This is a genomic window from Cognaticolwellia aestuarii (assembly GCF_002000025.1).
Taxonomy (GTDB): domain Bacteria; phylum Pseudomonadota; class Gammaproteobacteria; order Enterobacterales; family Alteromonadaceae; genus Cognaticolwellia; species Cognaticolwellia aestuarii.
In genome coordinates, this window is record NZ_MUZV01000013.1 from 14,237 (window position 1) to 36,482 (window position 22,246).

At 37.7% G+C, this 22,246-nt stretch carries 21 protein-coding genes; 11 read left to right on the plus strand and 10 right to left on the minus strand.

The features are described 5' to 3' along the window. Positions 1-347: 347 nt before the first annotated feature. From B0169_RS16615 to B0169_RS16645, 7 genes are all read right to left on the minus strand, one after another. On the minus strand, positions 348-3,476 hold the full coding sequence (locus B0169_RS16615; protein ID WP_077287880.1) for an efflux RND transporter permease subunit: 3,129 nt from the start codon (positions 3,474-3,476) through the stop codon (positions 348-350). Further along, a complete protein-coding gene (locus tag B0169_RS16620) occupies positions 3,476-4,591 on the minus strand; it encodes an efflux RND transporter periplasmic adaptor subunit (RefSeq protein ID WP_077287882.1) in 1,116 nt (371 codons plus the stop codon). The genes B0169_RS16615 and B0169_RS16620 overlap by 1 nt, the downstream gene beginning before the upstream one ends. A gap of 100 nt (positions 4,592-4,691) precedes the next feature. Beyond that, on the minus strand, positions 4,692-5,507 hold the full coding sequence (locus B0169_RS16625) for an energy transducer TonB (RefSeq protein ID WP_077287884.1): 816 nt from the start codon (positions 5,505-5,507) through the stop codon (positions 4,692-4,694). Then, positions 5,504-5,920, minus strand: coding sequence for a biopolymer transporter ExbD (locus B0169_RS16630; RefSeq protein WP_077287886.1), 417 nt, complete (start codon positions 5,918-5,920; stop codon positions 5,504-5,506). The genes B0169_RS16625 and B0169_RS16630 overlap by 4 nt, the downstream gene beginning before the upstream one ends. Next, the gene (locus B0169_RS16635) at positions 5,907-6,317 is read right to left on the minus strand and encodes an ExbD/TolR family protein (protein WP_077287888.1); all 411 of its coding nucleotides are present in this window, start codon (positions 6,315-6,317) and stop codon (positions 5,907-5,909) included. The genes B0169_RS16630 and B0169_RS16635 overlap by 14 nt, the downstream gene beginning before the upstream one ends. Next, the gene (locus B0169_RS16640) at positions 6,295-6,936 is read right to left on the minus strand and encodes a MotA/TolQ/ExbB proton channel family protein (protein WP_077287890.1); all 642 of its coding nucleotides are present in this window, start codon (positions 6,934-6,936) and stop codon (positions 6,295-6,297) included. The genes B0169_RS16635 and B0169_RS16640 overlap by 23 nt, the downstream gene beginning before the upstream one ends. Positions 6,937-7,015: 79 nt before the next feature. After that, entirely contained in the window at positions 7,016-7,687 is a 672-nt protein-coding gene (locus B0169_RS16645; protein WP_077287892.1) for a response regulator transcription factor, read from the minus strand. A gap of 181 nt (positions 7,688-7,868) precedes the next feature. Here B0169_RS16645 and B0169_RS16650 point away from each other — a divergent pair, with 181 nt between their 5' ends. Continuing rightward, positions 7,869-8,402: a PepSY-associated TM helix domain-containing protein gene (locus B0169_RS16650; RefSeq protein WP_077287894.1), complete on the plus strand. Its 534-nt coding sequence runs from the start codon at positions 7,869-7,871 to the stop codon at positions 8,400-8,402. A gap of 4 nt (positions 8,403-8,406) precedes the next feature. Further along, on the plus strand, positions 8,407-8,928 hold the full coding sequence (locus B0169_RS16655; RefSeq protein ID WP_077287896.1) for a DUF2271 domain-containing protein: 522 nt from the start codon (positions 8,407-8,409) through the stop codon (positions 8,926-8,928). On the opposite strand, the gene B0169_RS16660 is transcribed toward B0169_RS16655, so the two are convergent. After that, on the minus strand, positions 8,925-9,155 hold the full coding sequence (locus B0169_RS16660) for a DUF2798 domain-containing protein (protein WP_077287898.1): 231 nt from the start codon (positions 9,153-9,155) through the stop codon (positions 8,925-8,927). The two genes, B0169_RS16655 and B0169_RS16660, sit on opposite strands and share 4 nt — an antisense overlap. Positions 9,156-9,288: 133 nt before the next feature. Here B0169_RS16660 and B0169_RS16665 point away from each other — a divergent pair, with 133 nt between their 5' ends. The 5 genes from B0169_RS16665 to B0169_RS16685 all read left to right on the plus strand — a co-directional run bounded on the left by B0169_RS16665 (position 9,289) and on the right by B0169_RS16685 (position 15,658). Further along, positions 9,289-10,092: a DUF4198 domain-containing protein gene (locus B0169_RS16665; protein ID WP_077287900.1), complete on the plus strand. Its 804-nt coding sequence runs from the start codon at positions 9,289-9,291 to the stop codon at positions 10,090-10,092. Positions 10,093-10,370: 278 nt separating this feature from the next. After that, the gene (locus B0169_RS16670; RefSeq protein ID WP_077287902.1) at positions 10,371-12,425 is read left to right on the plus strand and encodes a TonB-dependent receptor domain-containing protein; all 2,055 of its coding nucleotides are present in this window, start codon (positions 10,371-10,373) and stop codon (positions 12,423-12,425) included. Between the two features lie 675 nt (positions 12,426-13,100). Then, positions 13,101-14,263 (plus strand): IS3 family transposase gene (locus B0169_RS16675; RefSeq protein WP_143323581.1). Its coding sequence is split into 2 segments (ribosomal slippage): positions 13,101-13,356 and positions 13,356-14,263, totalling 1,164 coding nucleotides; the frame shifts between segments, so codons are not numbered across the junction. A gap of 100 nt (positions 14,264-14,363) precedes the next feature. Continuing rightward, complete coding sequence (locus tag B0169_RS16680; protein WP_077287904.1) at positions 14,364-14,759, plus strand: hypothetical protein; 396 nt, start codon at positions 14,364-14,366, stop codon at positions 14,757-14,759. A gap of 458 nt (positions 14,760-15,217) precedes the next feature. After that, positions 15,218-15,658 (plus strand): c-type cytochrome, encoded by a 441-nt coding sequence (locus B0169_RS16685; protein ID WP_077287906.1) that lies wholly within the window; start codon positions 15,218-15,220, stop codon positions 15,656-15,658. Positions 15,659-15,756: 98 nt separating this feature from the next. Here B0169_RS16685 and B0169_RS16690 read toward each other — a convergent pair whose 3' ends face one another. After that, positions 15,757-16,839 carry a cytochrome-c peroxidase gene (locus B0169_RS16690; protein WP_077287908.1) on the minus strand — a complete coding sequence of 361 codons (1,083 nt, stop codon included), beginning with the start codon at positions 16,837-16,839 and terminating at the stop codon, positions 15,757-15,759. 140 nt (positions 16,840-16,979) lie between these two features. After that, positions 16,980-17,504 carry a GtrA family protein gene (locus B0169_RS19750; protein WP_077287910.1) on the minus strand — a complete coding sequence of 175 codons (525 nt, stop codon included), beginning with the start codon at positions 17,502-17,504 and terminating at the stop codon, positions 16,980-16,982. On the opposite strand from B0169_RS19750, the gene B0169_RS16700 reads away from it, so the two are divergent. From B0169_RS16700 to B0169_RS16715, 4 genes are read left to right on the plus strand one after another with little or no spacing between them, the layout of a single operon-like run. Beyond that, complete coding sequence (locus B0169_RS16700; protein WP_077287912.1) at positions 17,480-18,478, plus strand: glycosyltransferase family 2 protein; 999 nt, start codon at positions 17,480-17,482, stop codon at positions 18,476-18,478. The two genes, B0169_RS19750 and B0169_RS16700, sit on opposite strands and share 25 nt — an antisense overlap. Then, the gene (locus B0169_RS16705; RefSeq protein WP_077287914.1) at positions 18,453-19,910 is read left to right on the plus strand and encodes an ArnT family glycosyltransferase; all 1,458 of its coding nucleotides are present in this window, start codon (positions 18,453-18,455) and stop codon (positions 19,908-19,910) included. Before B0169_RS16700 ends, B0169_RS16705 begins: the two co-directional genes overlap by 26 nt. 10 nt (positions 19,911-19,920) lie before the next feature. Next, positions 19,921-20,595, plus strand: a complete 675-nt coding sequence (locus B0169_RS16710; protein WP_202971838.1) for a response regulator transcription factor — start codon at positions 19,921-19,923, stop codon at positions 20,593-20,595. Next, positions 20,592-21,842, plus strand: a complete 1,251-nt coding sequence (locus B0169_RS16715) for a sensor histidine kinase (protein WP_077287918.1) — start codon at positions 20,592-20,594, stop codon at positions 21,840-21,842. The genes B0169_RS16710 and B0169_RS16715 overlap by 4 nt, the downstream gene beginning before the upstream one ends. Positions 21,843-22,246 lie beyond the last annotated feature (404 nt).

The following is a 22,246-nucleotide window of genomic DNA, read 5'->3' on the forward strand; positions in this document are numbered from 1 at the left end:
ACAACTAACATATATTAAAAGTTAACTTTTTAGCATCAGTTTATCAAGTTTTGCTGTGCGTCATATAATCGGCAATATGACTGTGCTCTAACGGTTTAGAAACGTAATAACCTAGCACTTGCTGTTCGTTAACTAAGTAATCATAATTAAAAGTGTGCTAATGAGAAAAAGCAAACAGCCATACTGCTGAAAATTACTAAGAACTATATGGCGTTAGCATGTAAAACCTAAGAGATATTTGTAGAGGTGAACTTAACTATTTAACTCAAATCGTTAGTTAAAGAAAATTAACTGATAAGTTTTCAATGGTCACTTAGTCTCTATCTAAACATGCTATTGATTGCCCCCTATTTATCGCCGACCAAAATGGCTGCTGTTCTTATCCTGCTTTCTAGTTGCTTAGCATTTACCTCTGTCGCCTTTAATCGCTCTGACAACATGAACATAGCTGGACTAAGTATCAATATTGTTGCAATAGAAAATACCGAGCCAAAGCTCAAACTGATCACCATTGGCACTAAATACAAGGCCTGCGTCGACGTTTCAAATAACATGGGAAACAAACCCGCGGCGGTGGTTACTGCCGTTAATACGACTGGGCGAAAACGATTTAAAGCGCCTTCTATGACTGCATTTTTATAATCCATGCCCTCTTTGCGCAGGGCTTTGATTTTAAGGAGCATAACGAACGAGCCATTGATGACTAAACCAGATAGCGCAATCATGCCAAATAAGCTCATCACACTAAACGAATATCCCATGACAATATGCCCTAACATAGCCGCTGCTAAACAAAATGGGATAATAAGCAGTACGAGAATAGCATCAATATAGTTTCTAAATATTATCGCTAACATGGCAAAAATAAGCGCGAATGCCAGGCCTATCCCCTTAATTATTTCTGAATTAACTTTTGACTCAATACGTGCAGCGCCACCGAGCTCTACGTCAAGCTCAGGGTATTTTGCACTTAAATTGCTTAATAAGTTTTCTTCAACCGTGGTCAGCATCAGTGACGCACTCGCCACTTGGCGCAATATGCTGGCAGTAACTTCCACTATCTGGATACCGTCGACACGGTTAATACTCGTGGCGGCCTTAGTGGTGGAAATGTCCGCAACTTGTGCTAACTCAACACTATCGCCATTAGGCGCGGTGATGATGAGTTGGCTAAGCTGATTAGCATAGTATTGCTCGCTTCTTTGCATCATCACTCTCACTTTAACTTCATCTCCGGCCACTATTTGTCGAATGGCTTCGCCACCAAAAAAGCGTAAGCGAATTTGCTCGCCTAAATTGTCAGAGGTAAAACCAAGACTTTTACCTAAAGGTGTTGGCGTAAGGTTATATTGCAGCTTACCGTCCATTAATGCGCTATCAATATCAGTAACGCCTGATAATCTATTTAGCCCATCCATTAATTCATTAGCGGCTAAGGTTAATATTTCTGCATTTTTATGTCCTAGTTCAATTACTAGCTCTTTACCGCCACCTGGGCCTACTTGGTAGTCAAAGAAAATTGATTTTACGCCGGGCACTTCACCTATATGAGTGCGCCATGCGTTAACAAATTCTTTGGCGGTAAAAGCACGTTGGTCATCAGGCACAATCATAAAGGTTGACGAGCCACTGCTTGAACCAATATCTTGCATGCGAAACTTATAATCGTTTTGTCCGTTTAGACTGGCAATGGCTTCGATACCAGCGCGTTCAATATAATTAATAATACTGATTTTATCTTTTAACGGCGCACCGGTGGGGAATTCCACTTCAGCATCAATACGTGTTGATTCAATTTTAGGGACAAAACTTGAATCCACTCGGCCACTATACACCCATGAAAAAACTATGGTAGACAGTGATAAAAAGATGATAATAACGGTAATAGGGTTCTGACAACTGGTGCGTAACCATCGAGCATAAACCGCACTTTTAAAGTGATCGAAACGTTTAAAGCAATAAGCTTGAACTTTCGTTATCGCACCAAAGCGCATCGGCTTATCAATATGTCTTAAATGCAAAGGCAATATTAATAGCGCTTCGATAAGTGAGACGATGAAAATGGCAAAAATGAGTAAGGTCATTGGTTTATACATAACACCAAGTTCACCCGGCACATAAAGTAGCGGAATAAACGCAATGATATTAGTGGCCACTGAAAAAACCACAGGTAAGGTCATTTCTTTTACGCCATCTTTTAGCGCAATATTCATGGCAATGCCTTGCTGAACTTTCAGGTAAATATTTTCAGCCACAATCACCGCGTCATCAACCAATATTCCTATGGTGATGATAAAAGCAAATAGTGTCACCATGTTAATGGGAATATCAAGTATTGGCATCAGCCCTAGGGTGCCAACAATCGAAATAGGTATGCCCATACTAACCCAAAAAGCTAATCTTAAATCGAGAAATAGTGATAATACTAAGATCACCAACAAGATGCCAATAAGACCATTACTGGTCAGTAAATTAATGCGTTGACCAAAAGGCTCTGACTCATCTTGCAATATAGTTAAGGTTAAACCCGCGGGAATTTCTGCTTGGTAGTCCGCGATAAACGCTTGAATATCTTTACTGATATCCATAGGCTTACTGCTTTTGTTTTGATAAACCTTAAGCTCTAATCCGGGCTCACTGTTGACTTGAAATGGTCGTATTTGCCCTTGAAAGCTGTCACTAATGGTAGCAATTTCAGCTAAGGTCACACGATTGCCATTGCCGTCATTGATGATATCTATATCTGCAAACTGCTCGCTTTGCTCTTTTCGACCTAGCGTACGAATTAAAATCTCACCACCTTGCGTATTAATACTGCCTGCAGGGATATCGGTCACCGAAGCTTTAACTTTTGATAATACTTGCGATAAAGTCAGTTGATATTGGCGCAACTTCTCCTGATTAAGTTCGATAACGATTTCAGGAGAGCGCGCACCTTGAATGCTGATTTTGGCTAAATCGAGTTCATCTAACATGCTTTGCTTTAACTGCGAGGCTTCACGGTAGAGCACTAATTCTGAGAGTTCACCATGGAGTCCAATTTCTACAATACTGTCGAGCTCTTCAACAAAAGTAATGGTTGGATTTTCCATTTCAGCGGGAAAGCTGTTAATACCATCAATACTGTTTTTAACTTGCGACAAGATGGTATCAGGATTAACACCTTCAATTAAATCCAAAGTGATACGAGCCGAGCCTTCATAGGCATCGGCACTTATTCGGTCAATATTCGGATTGTCTCTTAATTGATGCTCAATACTTAATACGATACCTTGCTCAATATCTTTAGGCGTAGCACCGGGATAACTTGCCTTGATTAAAATTTCATTAATCTGAAAAGAAGGACTACTTTCCTGATTAATGCTATTAAAAGACAGTAAGCCAAGAATAATTATGCCAAAAGTTAATAAGCTTGAAGCAATAGGGTTATCAATCATCCATAGAGAAGGTGCTGATAACATGCTTTTTTTGGTCATTATAAAATCCCCGTCACGATATTCGCAAGCATACCTTCTTGTGCCCCTGCTATTGCACTGGTAACGACGGAGTCACCTTTAGCAATATTGTTATTAACAATTGCACTACGCTCATCTTGCCAAATAACGGTTGCGGCCCTTGCTGATAATTTTTTGTCTTGGTCAACAATCCAAAACATTCCGTTGTCAATTGCGCTAAGCGGTATTCTTAGGGTGTTTCTTTGCGGTGTTAACTGTAAATCAACGGTAATAAATTCACCTAAAATAAAAATCTCGTCTTGATTTTCTATACTTAAGTAAACTTGTCTTAATTGGCTGTTAGCATATAAATTTGGCGACACCTCTGACACTATGGCTCGGCGCTTTTGCTTATTTTGACCGATAGCTACAACCTGTTGCCCTACCGCTAGCATACTCGCGACATCATTAGGCACAGGGAGTGAAACACGTAGCGGTGAAAGTTGTACTAGTTCACCAATACTATCGCCCTTATTAACAAAGCTACCCGGATAAATTGTTTTTGCTAATACGGTATAGGTGCCATTACTGATAACCTTGCATCTTTTTAAGTCTCTCATAGCAAGGTTTACACTATTTCGTGCAATCGTTACGTTTGCTTTTGCAGTTGCTAATTGTGGCTCTCGTAACATAAGCGACTTTTGCAATAGATTCTTATCACTAAATTCACTTTTAATACGCAGATATTCTTGCTTAGCAACCTTTTGCTCACCAAGTTCAACTTGTAAATTTGCTTGCGCTATTTGTAACTCGCTCTTTTTTTGATTTAATTTAAATAAATAGTCTCGATCATCAATTTCATAAACCAACTCACCTCTTTTAAGTTGATTACCGGCAATAAAAGCTTGATTAACATAAATAACTTCGCCTTCAATTTGCGAAGTTAATGACAATCTTTGCACTGACTCTGTTCGTCCGAATGCCTGATAAGAGGGCGCGAAGCTTTGAGGTTCAACATCCATAACACTCACTGATAAGACTTTTTCTTTTTGTGGCGATAACGCTTGTGTGGGTGCTGTTGCAAGGATTACAGTGGCAAGCACCAGTGTTAATACAGCAATAAGTGCAGTTAATGGTTTTAAACTATAATTTTTCATGAGAGTTCCATTATTTTAATATGGATCGAGTGATTAAAATGATTACACTAATGTAATGCGGTTTAGGTCTAATTTATGTCATTGATATGCAGTAAAAGTACTAGCCAAATTGATAATTGACGTCTAATACGACTATTTTCGGGAATTGATCTCTTATCTTCTGAGGGGCCGCGTTAAACCTAAGTTTTGAAAGTAATGTTTTTACACTTTTATTAATGTAGCGACTTTTACATGCTCGAATGATTTTAGATTCAGATACTCGTCCGTCAGCATCAATAATAAAACTAATAGTGACATTGCCTTGATGCCGTCTTATTTTTGCCTCTATAGGGTAGCGTTTTTGCTTAGCAATATAATCACGTACTTGTCCCATATAATCATGCATTACTGATTCCACACCCGTACGTTGTAAGCTGGCAGCACTGCTAGTATTTTGAACAATAGCGGAAGTTGGTGATGGTTGACTATTATTTTCAAAATTGGTCGGTTTATTGTTTTTTGCTAAGTCTTTTTCATGAGGTTTATTATCGTCATTATGCTTAGCCCTTGCTATATCTACCTTTGTTTTAGCTATAGGCTTCTTTTTTACGATTGGTTTTACTTCCGTTTTTTTTACGGGTACAACAGCTAAACGTTTCACTGGCTTATTCGGCTTAACTGCAGGTTTAGCCATTGGTTTGGGCACTTCAGGTTCAGGGGGGCTACTCGTTGTTTCAGGCGGCGTATTTTGCTGTTTTTTTTCAGTATTAGCACTTGGCAGCGGGCTTGAAAAGGTCAACGTCATATCAACAACTTGCAAAGCCTGATGATGTTTTCTTCTGCCCCGATCCATCTCATCACAAAAGATCACATTGAAATAAAGTGCGCAAACTAAGGCGGTCACACCAGTCGCAATAGGTTTTGGTCGCCAATTCATAAGTCGTCCTCTGCAGTAGGAAGTGATAATTGCGTTACTAACTTGAGGTTTTTAACTCCTGCTTTACTGAGCTCTCTAACAATTTTTTCTAGCATCCCTGTGGTTATCTCGCTATCGGCGAGTATCGACAACTCTGCTCTATCGTGAAAATTATCTGCCAATGCAGAAAAAGCCATGGCATTTTTTTGATAAGTTAACTCGCCGTCTTTACTGATAAAAAGCCACTTGTCTTGCGAGTTATCTTTATGCGCTAAAGGATTTTCTTTTGATTGGTTAGGTATTAAAATACCAGTAATCGGCGTGGTGATATGTGCAGAGACCATAAAAAATATCAACAATAAAAAGATAATATTAATTAGCGGTAGCATAGGTTCAATAACCGGCGACGCGGTGACTGCTTTAGTTAACTTCATAGCCAATAAATTCGCTGTTAATTTTTTTAATGCCCAAACGTGATAAACGTTCTTTCACGGTAATAAATGTTTGTAAACTTATGTTCGCTTCTGGCATTAACAACACCTTCGCTACCTTATTTTCTTGCAAATATGAACTTACTTGGGAAAAGTTCATTGCGATACCATTAACCCGATAATCAAGGGTATTTTCCCCTTCATTTTTTATGATGCCAATATTGAGACTGTCATGCGCTTCTGTAGAAGCTTTACCTTCAGCACTCAAGGGCACACTTTGCTGTTGTAGCTGCATAAATTGGCTAACTAACATAAAGAAAATTAATAAGATAAACACCACATCAATCAGTGGTGTTAAACTTACTATCGGGGAGCTTTTAGGCTTTGCTGACAGTTTCATGCGTTGACTCTTGCCATTGGGTTCTGATCGATATTTCAGTTAATAAGGTTTCAATTTGACGTTGTGCTTTGGCTAACATTCGTTCATAAAGATGCCACAGCGATAATGCTGGTAAGGCAACAACAAGGCCTGCAGCGGTTGTTAACAACGCTTGAGATATACCCGCCGACAAAATGCTTGGGTCAACTTGCATACCCGAGTTTTTCAACTGGTCAAAAGCATTTATCATCCCTAATACAGTACCTAAAAGGCCGAGTAAAGGAGCGGTCATACTGATCACCTCAAGGGTTTTTAATCCACCACGCATTTGCTCTATTTTATTGGTAGCGTATTGCTCCATCACCACTTCAAAGTCATCTTTGTTATGATGAATTTTTGACTGATTAACCGCATGGTTAGTGATTTCATTCAGTAGGTAAGCATCGCTATGCTTTTTGCTATAGTTGACAGAAAGTGAGTTATTACTAAACTTTGTAATCCATGATGCATAGTGACGACTGTTAGCGACACCAAACCAGATGAATTGCGCCAATTTGTAACTCGCGATTGATACTGAAATGACAGAAAGTGCAATCAGCACCCATAAGCTCCAGCCACCTTGAACTAACCATAAAGGCATTTTTTATCTCCTGAAAATATATTATCTGAATGTAATGGTAATCATGAATATTACTATTGAGCGTAATCACTAATGCTGATTAAAAAGGGTGGACTAGGTGATACCCTTGCCCATAAACCGTATCGATAACAGGCTGTTGAAAAGGCTTTTCAAGTGCGATGCGTAAGCGATAAATATGGGTTCTAAGCGGTGCACTTGCAGGAGATTCTTCGCCCCAAATCTCTTGTTCAAGCATTCGGCGAGAGACCGTATTTGGATAGTGCTGCACTAGCACTTTTAAGATATTCATTTGTAAAAAATGTAGTTTTACTGTGGTGTCATTGCAGGTTACGGTTCTTAAGTTATAGTCAATTTTAAGTTTTGCTACTGTTTGTTGGCCAATATCCCTACGGGGTCCACGTAAGGATAAGGCTTTAACACGACAATGAAGTTCGTCATATGATAAAGGGCTAACAATAAAGTCATCGGCACCAGCACTAAAGGCGGCAATTTTATCTTGTATATCATCTTTATCACTTAAAAATATTATCGGTGTACTGATAAAAAGCTCATTTCTAATTTTATGGCAAAGGGCCAAACCATTTAGTTTAGTAAGTTCAATGTTCATAATGATGACTTCGTATTTGTTCTTTGAAGCGAGTTCAAAGCCTGAAACACCATTAAATGCAAAATCAATTTCAATATTCTGGTTAGATAAAAAGTCCCCAATAGACTCGGCACTTTTCAAGTTGTTTTCAATTAATAAGATCATATCTTAATACTGCTGATGTTAATGATTATCATTCGTGAATATTTGCATCGATTTTACTCCTTGCGATGTCTAATTAATGTCTAATTTATGCCTAAAGAAGAGATTTTTTGTGATATTTGTCAGGTTGATCTTTGAGTGAACTTGTTGGTGTTAAATTCAAGGTTTTTATTAGTCGTATTTTATGAAAGTAAAGCATAAACATCTTCGAACCTTGCATATATATTGCTCATTAATTTGCTGCACTTTGTTACTGGTTTTTTCATTAACAGGGCTCAGTTTAAATCATAGGGCGCTGTTTGAAGCAACACCAGAGCAAACTACTAATCATCATACTATTGATAACCTTGATATAAAGAGCCTTAACTTACTCTTACGTGAAGCTGATATCTCCTTGAGTAAAATTAAGCTTAGTGAATTAATTTTACACAAAGAGTTATCTTTACCAAGCCCAGGAAAAAGACTTGAATTATATATAGAAGATCAACAGCTATTTATTGAAAGCACTGACTTTGGTTTAGTCAGTCAATTGAATGAGCTGCATCAAGGGCGATATACCAGTAGCGTTTGGAAGGCTGTTTCTGATATTACCGCCTTGGTTTTCATTCTTATTGCGATTACCGGTATTTGGTTAAGTCTCAGAGATAAGAAACAACGTCGTAATTATTTATATTTTTTATCATTAAGCGCCATTACATTTATACTATTCATGGAATAAACAATTGAAAATAAAATTAAGTGTTTGCATCATTTTAATAACTAGCCTGTTTTTTATTGAAGAGTCTTCAGCGAAAGAAAAGTCATCAGCACTAGAGAAATCCTTTATTAACGCCGAGGCTGCGGTAAAACAAGACATTATCGTTCATGTGGAGCTGCCATCCTTTGGTAGAAAACAGCTCAATCCTTATTTTGCTCTCTGGCTAAGTAAAAAAAACAATCAACATAAAGCGTTGGTAGTGATCAGAGAAAAGGTCAAATGGTTAAGAGATTTGAAAAGGTTTTGGCGTAGTATTGCGCGAGAAAACCGCAGTGAAAGTGACGCGGTTACTGGCGCAACAAGCAAAAATAAAACCTTTGACTATACCTTCACTGTCAATGGCACTTGGGATGAAATTTCTTTAGAGGTTGCAAGAGAGCATGGTAAAAAAGAGTTAATCACTCTCCCTATTTCACTGACAAAATCATGCGTTAATGGCGAACTTGAAATAGAAAAGTTTTGTATTGAACGTGGAAATAATAACTAGCTTTCCGGCAACATTTTCTTAACCAAATATTGCACCACTGGGCCCATGAAAAATGCTGTTGGAAAGGCAATGGGCCATGCAAAAATAAAAGCATCACGCCATGCCTCTAGGAATAACACGCCAGTACCATTCAATTTCATCGCAATAATACAGCCGCTCATGACAGAGGCCATTAACAGCGACATTAACGCAGAAGTCAATAGTCTAAATTGTAGTTTATAACTCATTTATATCCTATCTGTTGAATGGTTTTTACAGTGTAAAGGCAAAGCTGTCTACAATTTGTCACCCCCAAGTGACAATTCGGTGATACAAGTTGGGCAATAATGATTGCTGTTGTCAATTAAAGGAAACGACTTAATGAAAAAAATTATACTAGCCAGCGCTTTATTCGCTACATGTACTGCCGTAAAAGCACATGATATTTGGATAAAAGCCGATACTCATGAAATTAATAGCGAAGAACAAAAAGTATTTGCGTTAGATGTTTCTCGTTCAGCTCAAGCATACGTTGCTGAATCAAATCATGAAGTTAAAAGTCTTATGATGACGTCACCAAAAGGCACATCAACAACGTTGAATGCGGATTACTCAGGTAAAGTAAAAGAAGTATTTGAAGTAGAATTCAATGAATCTGGTACTTATCATTTCGAAAGCCCAATGACAAAAGTGTTTCTTTCATTCTATTTTGATGAAACGGGTAAAAAACATAAAATTAGAATGCCTAAAACAGAGTATCACACATTACCTAAAGGTTCTAAACCTGAGAAAACAGTAGAAAAGCAAATAATTACAGAAACATACGTTAGCTATAATGGTTTTAGTGATATAAAGCAAACCCGTAATGACGGTTTACAAATTGTGCTAATGCAACACCCTAATAAATTAAGAGCAGGCAAAGCTTTTAGCTTCAAATTAACTTATAACGGACAACCTATACCCGAAGCTGAAATTGCGTTAAAAAGCTTAAATGAATTTTATTACCAAGACAGCGATAAAGTTGAAGTTAACTTGACTCCAAAAGATAAAGGCCTTGTAACTTTCAACCCAAAATACCCTGGACGTTATTTAATGGGTGTTGAATTCGGTGTAGAGCTTAAAGATAATGAAATGGCAGATTTTAGATCTATTGAAAAATTCTTAACATTTGAGATCACTCAATAAGCACAATGTAAAGTCCAAATTGACGGGGGCGACCTTAGCCCGCGTCATCCCCTTCTTACGCTAAGTTCCCAATATTAACGAACCTGCTTATTACGATTAAAATTAATTCTTCTCATTTTTAATGCCAACCAGTAATTATCCGTTTTTCTCGTAAAAAAGTAAGCCAGTAACTAAAAAGTTTTGTATTACTTCACCCTAAATACGTTCATGTGACAATTAGAATACAAACCCTAAATTATAATGAATCTCATTTGCAATACCATTTAGGGATAACTTTCATGAACACATCTAAAATTTCACTGGCAGTTTGCTTAGCCTTAAGCAGCCAATCAGCAATAGCTGAAGTTAACGACGCAGACAAATACTTACTTGATAGCATTACTGTTATTGCAAGCGACTCAGAAGAAAGTAAACAAGATTCTGTTAGAGCGCCTCAGGCTATTTCAACGCTTAATGAAGCAACGATTAAGAATATAGCAAGTAAAAACGTGCCTGCCGCGTTACGCATTATTCCTAATGTTGATATTTTGGGCGGACCAACGCCAACGAGTGAAAACATTTCAATTCGTGGTTTGCCGCAATCGCACGCTTACATTGCTATTGATGGTATTTATCAAAGTAATTATGCAACCAAGCGAGGCAGCTGGCACTTAAATCCTAACTTTGTTAAAAGTATCAAAGTTACTGCCGGACCAACTTCTGGTGCAGCAGCAGGTAAAGTCACTATTGCAACCTTGTCTGCGTTAGACTTATTAGCGCAAGATGAGACATTTGGCGCTAAAGTTGATTTAGGCTATCGTAGTAACAATGCACAAACAGATTATGGCTTATCTTTGTTTGGTAAATCAAATACGTTCGATTATTTAGTTGCAGGCCAAACAAGTGACCGCGATGGTTACGAAATAGGTGGCGGCGGCGTTAATGAAAGAACCCGTGGTGACCAAACGTCTGGCCTTATTAAAGTAGGCAACCAATTCAGTGCCGATCAACGTTTAGTCTTTACTTTTAATTATGACGACAGCCGTACATACCAAGTAAGAAACGATGTTGGTTTCCGTGACGCTAAGTATACCGGTAGCTCATTAGTCTGGAGTGACTCTGCCAGTGATAATGATTTACTAGATCTACAAGCATCATTGTATTTGAACAATGTTGATTCATTCTCTTGGGAAGAAGAAAGAGGCGATATTGAAGGTATTCAAGACATTCAAGATGAGAGCTGGGGCTATAGCATTGGCAACAATTCATTAACTGACTTTGGTTTAGTACACTATGGTACATCAGGTCATTTTACAACGCACACTGGTGCTATTATCAAGACTGATGCTAACACGGGTGAAATAGTTGAAGATGAAAGTGCAGGTAGTGAAGCATCAAGTGAAGCACATAAGCTTGCAGCTTGGGTGAATGTACAGTTACCTATTGGTGACGCTTTTGAAGTGATACCAGGTATTCGTTATGATTCCTTTTACGTAGAATCATCTAATGCTATCGGCTTAGATGGTGAAGCATTATTAAGAGATGGTCGGACAGAAACACGTGCGTCTAAATCATTAAATGTAATTTACCATGCTAATGACGAAATTAAGTTTTTTGCTTCATATGCTGAAGCAATTAACAACCCAGGTAATGGCTCGCTATTTACTTCTGGCCGTGGCTTTAAACCTAATCCGAACTTAAAGTCTGAGCGTGCTGACAACAAAGAGTTAGGTGTAGTTTTTGATTACCAAAGTGTTTTTGCTAATAACGATTCTTTAGTAACACGATTCAATATCTTCCAAAATGATATCAAAGACTTTATTACTGATATTTACAGTGTTGACTGGCCTGATGGTGAAAAAGTTAATATTGGTGAAGCGAAATTAAAAGGTTTTGAAGTAACATCAAGTTATTTATTAGGAGATTTTGACTTCTCTGCTAGCTATGGTAAAACTCGCGGCACAGATACTAATACAGGTTGGTATTTACAAAGCATGCCATCTAATAAGATTAACCTTGTCAGTAACTACACAGTCAACGATGAGTTAATTATTGGTACTAGTGCAAGATTTTCATTCACACATGATAATGTACCGACAGAGCAACTTATTGAAGGTGGTGGCAGCGAAACAATTCCAGCTGAAGGCTCAGAATCTTGGTTTACCATGGATATTTTCGGTACTTACGAGCCGAAAGCTGTTAGTGGCTTAACGGTTAAGTTATCGGCAACTAACCTATTTGATCAAAGCTATGCACAACGTAAAGAATACGAAAGAAATGGCGATCTTAGCAATCCTATTGATTTTTATGAAGAAGGCCGTAGTGTTAACTTAAATGTAAGTTATGCGTTTTAACTTTTTGATATAACGCTTATCACGAATAACCGCTATTTTACTTCTTTATAATAGCGGTTATTCGTTTAGATGTTTGTCAGCAGGCGGGGAAATGCTACCTAGAATCTTATTGTAGATTAAATTTACCTTGGCCATATTTAATTTGGTGAAGGTTTACTCGAACTTACGATATGTTAACTCTTCAGCGCCGAAGTAATTGCGGCACTAAAACACTTTAATGCTTGTATTAAGATTCCCATTGAATATGCCTAGCTTTATTTTGAATTAAGTCGCAAGATGGCTATAAAGAAAAAGTCATCCATTGATACTTTATCGCCTCTACTAACAGTGCTGTCACAGTCAATTTATTAGCTTATTTATTCATCACTCATAAGTACCCGAAATAGCCTACAATCGATTTAACATCATAATTTTGAGCTTTGCGAATTCCCCCCCCCCTAACCTATTAATATAATTTTTTTAGGAATAATCTCCTGAACCAAAAATCAGCATGTCTCAATATTTCCCTAGTCCTCAACTTTATGACTAGTAATATTAAGCGTCGTTGGCTCAGGCAATACTTAACACAAAGAATAGGTACTTCCTCCCCCAACTTATTATGGCAAAAATTGTAGTGGTTTAATGATCTCGGACACAATTTAAGGTGGTATTATTACCACTTACATGAGGTGTCACATGATGAGTAAACGTCGAACTTTTACAAAAGAATTTAAATTAGAAGCAGCAAGCTTGGTGCTTGATCAAAGTTATAGTGTTCCGGAAGCTGCTCGTTCGCTTGGTGTTGGAGAAACAGCATTAAGACGTTGGATGCAGCAGTTAAGTGATGAACGTGGTGGAACTACACCAAAGTCCAAAGCGCTAACCCCTGAGCAACAAAAGATCCAAGCACTAGAAGCCAGAGTTAATCGTCTCGAGCGGGAAAAATCAATTTTAAAAAAGGCTACAGCTCTCTTAATGTCAGACGAAATGAAGAATATACGTTAATCAATAAGTTAAGTGAGCATGAGTCTACAGAGTTGATTTGCGACGTTTTTGAAGTATCGCGTTTTAGTTTTTATGACTTTAAACAATCTAGAAAAGTTATTAACAAGCAAGAGATAGAGTTACGAGCCAAGGTAAATGAGTTATTCAAACTTAGCAGAAGCTCTGCCGGAAGCCGAAGCCTGGTTGTGATGCTTGGTGAAGATGGACTCAATATAGGTCGCTTTAAAGTTAGGCGTATCATGAAAGACATGCACTTAATCAGTAAACAGCCGGGTTCGCATGCTTATAAAAAAGCAACCGTTGAACGACCTGACATTCCAAATCTATTGGACCGAGAATTTAATGTGTCGCAGCCAAATCATGTTTGGTGTGGGGATATCACTTATATTTGGGCGGGTAGTCGTTGGGTATATCTTGCGGTGGTACTCGACTTATACTCCAGACGAGTTGTTGGTTGGTCAGTATCGAACAAGCCTAATGCTGACCTTGTAGTCTCAGCATTAGACAGAGCCAACCAACAACGTGGAAAGCCTAAGGGGCTGATGTTCCATTCTGATCAAGGTAGTCAATATGGAAGCATAAAATTCCGTCAACGATTATGGCGTTATAGAGTAAATCAGAGTATGAGTCGCCGCGGGAACTGTTGGGACAATGCACCGATGGAACGTGTGTTTAGAAGTTTAAAATCAGAATGGGTACCAACTAATGGCTATCACTCAATTAAAGAAGCAGAGCTGGATATAAGCACTTATTTAATGAACTACTATAACTGGCGTAGGCCACATAGTTATAACAACGGGTTCTCTCCTGCTAAAGCAGAAGAAAACCTTAATTTAATGTCCGGAATTAGTTGACCACTACAAATAATACAAATTTAAATAAAGGCTAAATTATAGAAGGTATAAATCTAGTATATACTTAGCCTCAAATAAGTTTTTAATATAAGAGTTATCTATGTTTTTAGAACACGGTTCATTTGAATTCGAAATTCAAGGACAGATTTTAATAATGCGCCCACTTGGAGCTTGGAATTTTGAGACAGCGGTTAGGTGTTGCAAAGAGTATAAAGAGTTAGCCAATACTATTAACGATTCTCCTTGGGCCTGTTTGGTAAATTTGTCATTATGGGAGTTAGGCACGCCTGATATTTGGCACGAAATTGATAAGGTTAATGCATGGGCTGATACAAATAATGAGAAATTTGAAGCCGTGATTTGCTCAAACAGCTTACAAAACACTTTACTAGAGCAAACCTATGATAAATTTAAAAATGTTCAGACAGATTTTTTTTACACAGAGGCAGAGGCGCTAAAGTGGCTAAACACCAAATTAGTAACACATAACGAATAAATCTTTTTACACTACTACAAAAATTTGTAGCGGGTAGTTAGGCATTTCATTGGTATTACTGTCTTTATCCTAAACGTCACTCAAGAAGCAAAAATGAATCTGATCAATGAATAACAGTATATGCAAAACTACAGTCAAATTATTACACTATCTCTAGTCGCTTCTTCTGTTAACCCAGATAATAAAATAATAGGAGCCCCCTTCCTAGTAGGCACCAGCACGAAGTGCTGCAGCTAAAGTAGCTTATAAAACTAAAAATATAGCCCCCTTTATTAAGCGTTGCTGGCAGCACAATAAAATATACCCAGTAAGAAATTGATGATAAATTTAGAGCCCCTGATTGGTTCCCAGATCAGTATAATGAAATGACCAGTATTATGAGATTTGGAAAAGCACCTAAGGTGTGGGCTTGTGCTTCTTGTCACTTAGCTTAGAGCTCTGGTTACCCTGAGACTGTAATGTTTTCGGGGCTTGGCAGTCAATATATTCAAACCCAAATGAAGGCCTTTACTGATGGGACACGGCTTGATTATTCAGGCCATATGAATCGCATGTCTACCGTACTAACAAAAAATGAAATAACGGCGATTAGTGATTGGCTTGCTACTCTTACTTCTAAAAAAGTAACTAATATAATTGAAGTGTCGAAAGTGCCAAAAAGCTACCTTGATGAAACCCGTATGTGGCTTAAAGTACTGCTCAAGGAATGGAAGATATCGCAGGTCGAATTTTTTGGTTATCATTGTTCCCTTTTTTTTACTAAATGCTTAGAAGGCAGAACAGAAACCGTACCGCTAGTCGCTTATGGTTTTATCTTATTAATGTGCAGTGTTAAATCATCTTTTCTTCGCTTGTCTGTGCAGACAGGTAATCATGATAAACAGGTGTATAAAGAATAAAAGCTATTATCTCGATTGTTGCCACTTATCTCTATACCCATGGTCATTAGCACTGAATGATTGTGGGAATAAGCAGCAACTTATTTATTACTAGAAGCCTAGTCGATATTTCCACCTACTGTTAAGCCGCTTGGGACAATATCGGGCTTTCCTTGATAAAAATCATTGTTATCAAGCGTTCTTAAGAACGCTTCAATATCATTAAAGTCTTCATCATCAATATTCACCTCAATATCGCCCCTGTTTTCATAAACAGCAATAGCATCTATTAATCTTCCACTTGAACCGTCATGCATATAAGGCGCTGTCGCTGATATGTTTCTTAAACTTGGGGTACGTACAACTACATCATCAATGATAGCTTCACCGGGGTGAATGTCATTATCAGAAAGCATTGGGCCTGAATGGCAACGAGCACAGCCACTATCAATAAATTTATTAAGACCTATAATTTCTTGCTGAGTTAAAGCCATTTGATCGCCAGAAAGAAACTGATCAAATCTCGTATTCGGAGTAATAATTTTTCTTTCAAAACTCGCGAGAGCTTTTGCTATATTTTCACTATTAATGGCATCATCTACGGAAAATGCTCGCTCGAATAATTCTACATATTCAGGTACAGCTTTTAGCCTAGTCACTATTTCTGCCATGATATCTTTCTCGTCAATATTGTAACCGAGCATTTCAACTGGGTTTTTAATCGGCCCAACCGCTTGCTCTTCTAAGGTATTAGTTCTTAGGTCCCAGAAGTAACCTCCTGATATAAAATCGCTAGTCACATTAGTGTTACTTACACCAGTAAATGTAACATTCATAATAGTAGGAGAATGAATAGGTGTTACTTCTTGCCCATATCTTGCTGGCCCTAACCCAATACCATCAGAGCCGATAGAGAATACTCGCCCATCAGCCCAACCGAAGTCGGGATGATGACATGAAGCACAAGATGTGTTCTTATCTCCTGAAAGTATAGGATCCCAAAACAATAATTCACCAAGTTGCTCTCTCGATTCGCTATAAGGGTTACTATTCGGGTAAATTGACGTGGTAGGCAGTGGAGTAAAGGTTGCAGAGTAGTCTCGTAACTGATTATCAGCACCTACTCCAGCATTATTACCTCCTCCGCAGCTAATAATGCTAATACAGATTAGAGGAGTTAGAGAGAGTTTCAATAGTTTCATTAGTGAGTACCTCAATATTTAATACAAAAATGCAAACTCTATGGTGAGTTTATTGACGATGATTTTGACCAAGCACTTGTCTACAAAGTGTCTAATTTACTTAGAATTTAATTTTTGATTTTATTTTTGAAAAATAATCATTACTTAAAGTTGCTTACAAATACGAATCGGTTCGCAAGAAAATAATTACTGAACAGGCCCAAAATTATGCCCAGGCAGAAGGCAATGGGCAGCGATATATAATCTTTCACCCCAAAAAAGACTAGTAAATTGATAGCCCCGGAAAAGTGCGCGCTTAACATGTGCTTATACCATTGGTATAAAATAGAGTTGGATTGTTGATGCCGATAAGTATACAGACGATTACCAAGCCAAGTTACACTCGCAGCCAACCAAAAAGCGACTAACCGCGAAAGAATTATATTATCAGTAACCATAACTAATAGTGAAAAAACAACACTATCAATAGCAAAACCTATCCCACCTATAAAACAAAATTTTTTGAACACTTGCATAGCCACTGTCATCATCAAATTAAGATAAGTGTATTGCGAGCAATGTCTACAAAGTGTCACTTGGTATTGACTTTTTTTAGACCTCATTGGCTTTAAAGTGGCTACATAAATTTTTGGAGAAAAAAATGCAGCTTGTAACCCCACCGCCATCGATTACAGATGAAATAACCTTAAGTATCATAGTACCTGTTTATAATGAACAAGAAATGCTACCGATATTTCATCATTATCTAGCAAAAGTATTAAGTACTCAGTCAGACTCTAGTTTTGAAATCGTTTATATCAATGACGGTAGCACTGATGACAGCTGGAATATCATGCTTAATTTAGACAGTCATTACGCCAATGTTGAGTGTATCAATCTCAGCCGAAATTTTGGTAAAGAAGCAGCGATGACGGCTGGAATTGATCATGCTAAAGGGCAAGCGATTGTTTTATTGGATGCCGACTTACAAGATCCACCAGAACTCATTCCAGAAATGTTAGCAGCATGGCGTCAAGGTTATGACGTCGTTAACATGAGACGTAGCGCGCGACTGGGAGAATCGAAATTCAAATGCTGGTCAGCTCACGTTTATTATCGTTTACTTGATTATTTATCCGACGTGCCTTTACAAAAAGATGTCGGTGACTTTAGATTACTAAGTAGAAGAGTGGTTGAGGATATCAAACAACTATCTGAGCGCAGCCGCTACATGAAAGGGATTCTTTCTTGGCCTGGCTATAAACAAACCACGATTAGTTTCGAGCGTCCTGAACGCGCTGCCGGTGAAACTAAATGGTCGTTTATACAACTAGTTAAGTTAGGTCTGTCGGGTATTACCGCCTTTAGTATTAAACCACTGAGAATCGCAACGTGGGCTGGTGCACTTATTTCAACTTCAGCTTTTCTTTACGGATTTTGGATTGTTATCAAAACGCTTATTTTTGGTGAAGCTGTCGCCGGTTACCCTACTATGATGTTAATTCAACTATTTTTAGGTGGCGTACAATTGTTATCTATTGGTATTTTGGGGGAATATGTCGGCCGTATTTATGCTGAAACCAAAGCACGTCCAATATACTTAATTATGGATAAAGAAAAAAATAGCATGATGAATGCAATGGAAAAAAAACATGGTTAAGCTAGATAACAATAATGATAAAATATCAATGTCGCTGCTGTATTGGGCAACAATACTCATTCTTTCTTTAATCGCCACGCGACTAATTTCACTAGGGTTATTTCCACTGTATGACACCACAGAAGCCAGATATGGTGAAATGGCACGGATAATGGCAGAAACAAATAACTGGATAACCCCTCAATTTGATTACAACGTGCCTTTTTGGGGCAAACCGCCATTTCAAACATGGCTCAGTGCATTAAGCTTTTCTTGGTTCGGGGTTAGCGAAATTACTGCTCGCATACCACATTTTTTTTGTGGTTTGATCACATGTGCTTTAATTTTTCGCTTTACTAAATCACTCACAAATAATAATTCAGCTATTTTTTCGCTATTAATTATCACTTCTAGTCTTGGCTTTATACTTGCCATTGGTATGGTCATGACGGACAGTGCGCTACTAATGGCAAACACCATAGCAATGGTGAGCTTCTGGCAGTGCTATAGGCAAAAAGATAAGGCGTTATCAGGGCATTTGTTTTTTGTTGCTTTAGCGTTAGGTATGTTAATCAAAGGCCCTGTCGCGGTTGTCCTCATTGGTATTGCGCTAGTTTGTTGGAGTGTATGGCAAAAATGTTTTTGGGATGCCATAAAATCACTACCTTGGCTCTCTGGTATGTTGCTATTATTAACCTTAATCTTACCTTGGTATATAGCGGCTGAGATACGTACCCCTGGGTTTCTGGAATACTTTATACTTGGCGAGCATATTCAGCGATTTCTTGTTTCTGGCTGGCAAGGTGACTTATACGGTAGTGCACATGTAAAACCTAGAGGCATGATTTGGCTCTACTGGGTTATCTGTGCCTGCCCCTGGTCATTTATTGCTTTAGGGTTAATCGTTAAAAGGTATCGCGGCATTACATTACCTCACAGTAGAAGCCAAACACTGGGGATTAATAAATATCTTATTTGTTGGATGATATCGCCATTATTACTTTTTACTTTAGCGGGTAATATTTTACCTATTTATGTACTACCTGGTTTTAGTGCTTTAGCCGTGTTGATTGCAATTAATAGCCAATTAAAGAAAATGCATAATTATTTAGCATCATTTACCCTAGTAACAATAATCTCAATAGTAACCTTACTTAACACAAGAGTCATAAGTAATAAAAGTGAAGCATATCTACTCGGCTCTGATCGAAGTTTTAAACAAAATGTGCAACTATACTACTGGAAAAAGCGCCCTTTTAGTGCACAATTTTATTCTAAAGGCCAAGCGCAATTACTAGATGATGCTAAACAAATAAATAACCTGCTTGCGTCGAATGATGGATTTCTCCTTGCTATAAAAAGGGATGATTTTGAAGTATTACAGAATAAGCTATCGACAGTATGCTTAATAGAAAAACAAAACGAAGCGCGTATATTACTAAAATGCAATTAAGGATAATATTTTGAAAGTTTTACTCGTAGAAGATTGTCAAAACGTTGCTGAAGTTGTTTTTGATTACTTTGAAGCGTCTGATATCAGCCTTGATTACGCGGCTACAGGTACTTTAGGTCTATATTTAGCTCAAACACAAAAATTTGACTGTATTGTGCTCGATATTATGTTGCCAGGTTTAGATGGTATTAGCTTGTGTCAACAATTAAGGGCTGAGGGCAATAATACTCCGATAATCATGCTAACAGCACGTGATACTAACAGTGATATGCTATCAGGCCTTCGCGAAGGTGCTGACGATTATATTATTAAACCTTTTAACTTAGAGTTACTTGAAGCACGAATACATAGCCTTATACGTCGGAACTCAGGTATTGGCTTTGTCAATCAAATAATTTGTGGTCCTATGACGATAGATATAAACACCTACCAAGTATGGCGAGGGGAGAATGAGCTAAAGCTAACCCCTATAGGTTTTAAGATATTAAAGCTGTTAATGCAAAGATCTCCCAATGTTGTCTCTCGTCAAGAAATTGAAGAGGTGCTATGGCCAGACGATTTACCCGATCAAGATATATTGCGCAAGCATGTATACCAATTGCGTAACAAGGTCGACACACCTTTTAGTGAAAATATAATTGAAACTGTGCCTAAATTAGGATATCGATTGGTGGCAGAAAAATGATTAATGCCAAACCAATGCTTAATAAGATAATACAAGTCTATTTACTCGGTGCGACAGCACTACTGATGTTTTATTGTGCTATTCTTAACCACTCAATTCTATATGCAGAAAACCAGAACAGCGAACGACGGTTAGCATTAGTTGCACCATACCACTTCGCTTTATTCAACCAAGATAGCGCTAGCATAATTAAAATTAACCCGATGCTAAAAATTTACGACCAATATGACATATTACCAACCTTGATAAAACGAAGGCTACATAAAGAGTGGCAAGGAAGTATTAATTTCCATTTTGAAGATGATAGTGAATTTGGAGTGTTCGCACAAAAGATCATGACGTCAAAAGGTCAAAGGATTGTATACGCTGTAGAGAATATTGATGCAATTGAATGGGATGACGTTAGTTTTGCAATATTTCAACTGATTATTTTTGGCCTAGGCCTGCTTATTTTCATCATTTCTGTGCTGGTAAGTATAAAAATGGCACGACGCATTAGTATGCCATTTACAAATTTAGCTGTTCAGTTAGAGAACAATAAAAATGAAAGCTATGCCCCATTAACTGTTGAGGGTGAGCCTTCACTTGAGATCATGCAAACGCTTAAAGGTGTTAATAGTTATCGCAGTAGAATTCAAGACGCATTTATTAGAGAAAAAGCTTTTACACGATATATTAGTCATGAACTGCGAACACCGATGACAGTTATTCGCGGTGCAGTTAGTGTTTTACGCTTACTTAAAAACGAAAAGTCTAATAAACAGTGTAATCGTATTGACATGGCTGTTATAGAGATGGAACAGTTAATTCATACCTTCCTTCTCCTTGCAAGAGATGAAGACCTCTCCGGTTTGAATTCTTTTATTTCAAAAGAGTACATTAGAAACTTAATCATAGATATTGAACCCACAATTAAAGCAAACCAGGTTGAGTTTCATCAACAATTACAGTGCGAATTTAATATAGCAGCTCAAAGCCTACTCTTTTCAGCTGTTATTAAAAACCTTCTAAAAAATGCCATAAATTGCAGTATTGCTGGAAATGTTGATTTATTTATTTCACCAGAACGAATTGATGTTATTGATAATGGCGTTGGCCTCGATGCAAAGCCTCGTGGTTATGAAGGATTTGGTATAGGTCTCAATATTGTTCGTGATATATGTGAAAAATACCATTGGCAATTCAGTATTAAGAACAACGAAAGTAAGGGCTGTACAGCATCGGTAATATTTAAAAAGAGCTCATAGGTTTGTATTTCGACGCTTAAGTAGATATTTTCAACGAGTCTATTGTATTGATAAAATGTTATTTCATGAACCCATATCTAATATTAAGATATTGTAAGCTAGTGTGATAACCTTTAACGACTTAATATGGGGGTTATTTACCTCAGTGTCATCGTATATCAATTAGCAAATCAGTTACTACTGTGCGTTGCTATTACGGTTAAGTATCTAAATGATTTAAGTTAATGGTCCTTTTTAGTTCTCGTAAAAAACATAGTAACTTTGGAGTTTATTTATTTTAACTCTTCAAAATCATGATAGTCTTAACAGATTTTGATGCTGACTGGTTTGAACTTTATCCGCTTATCGAACGATAAATTAACTTATAAGATCAGAAGGTTTAAACCCCTTAAACCCCTTAAACC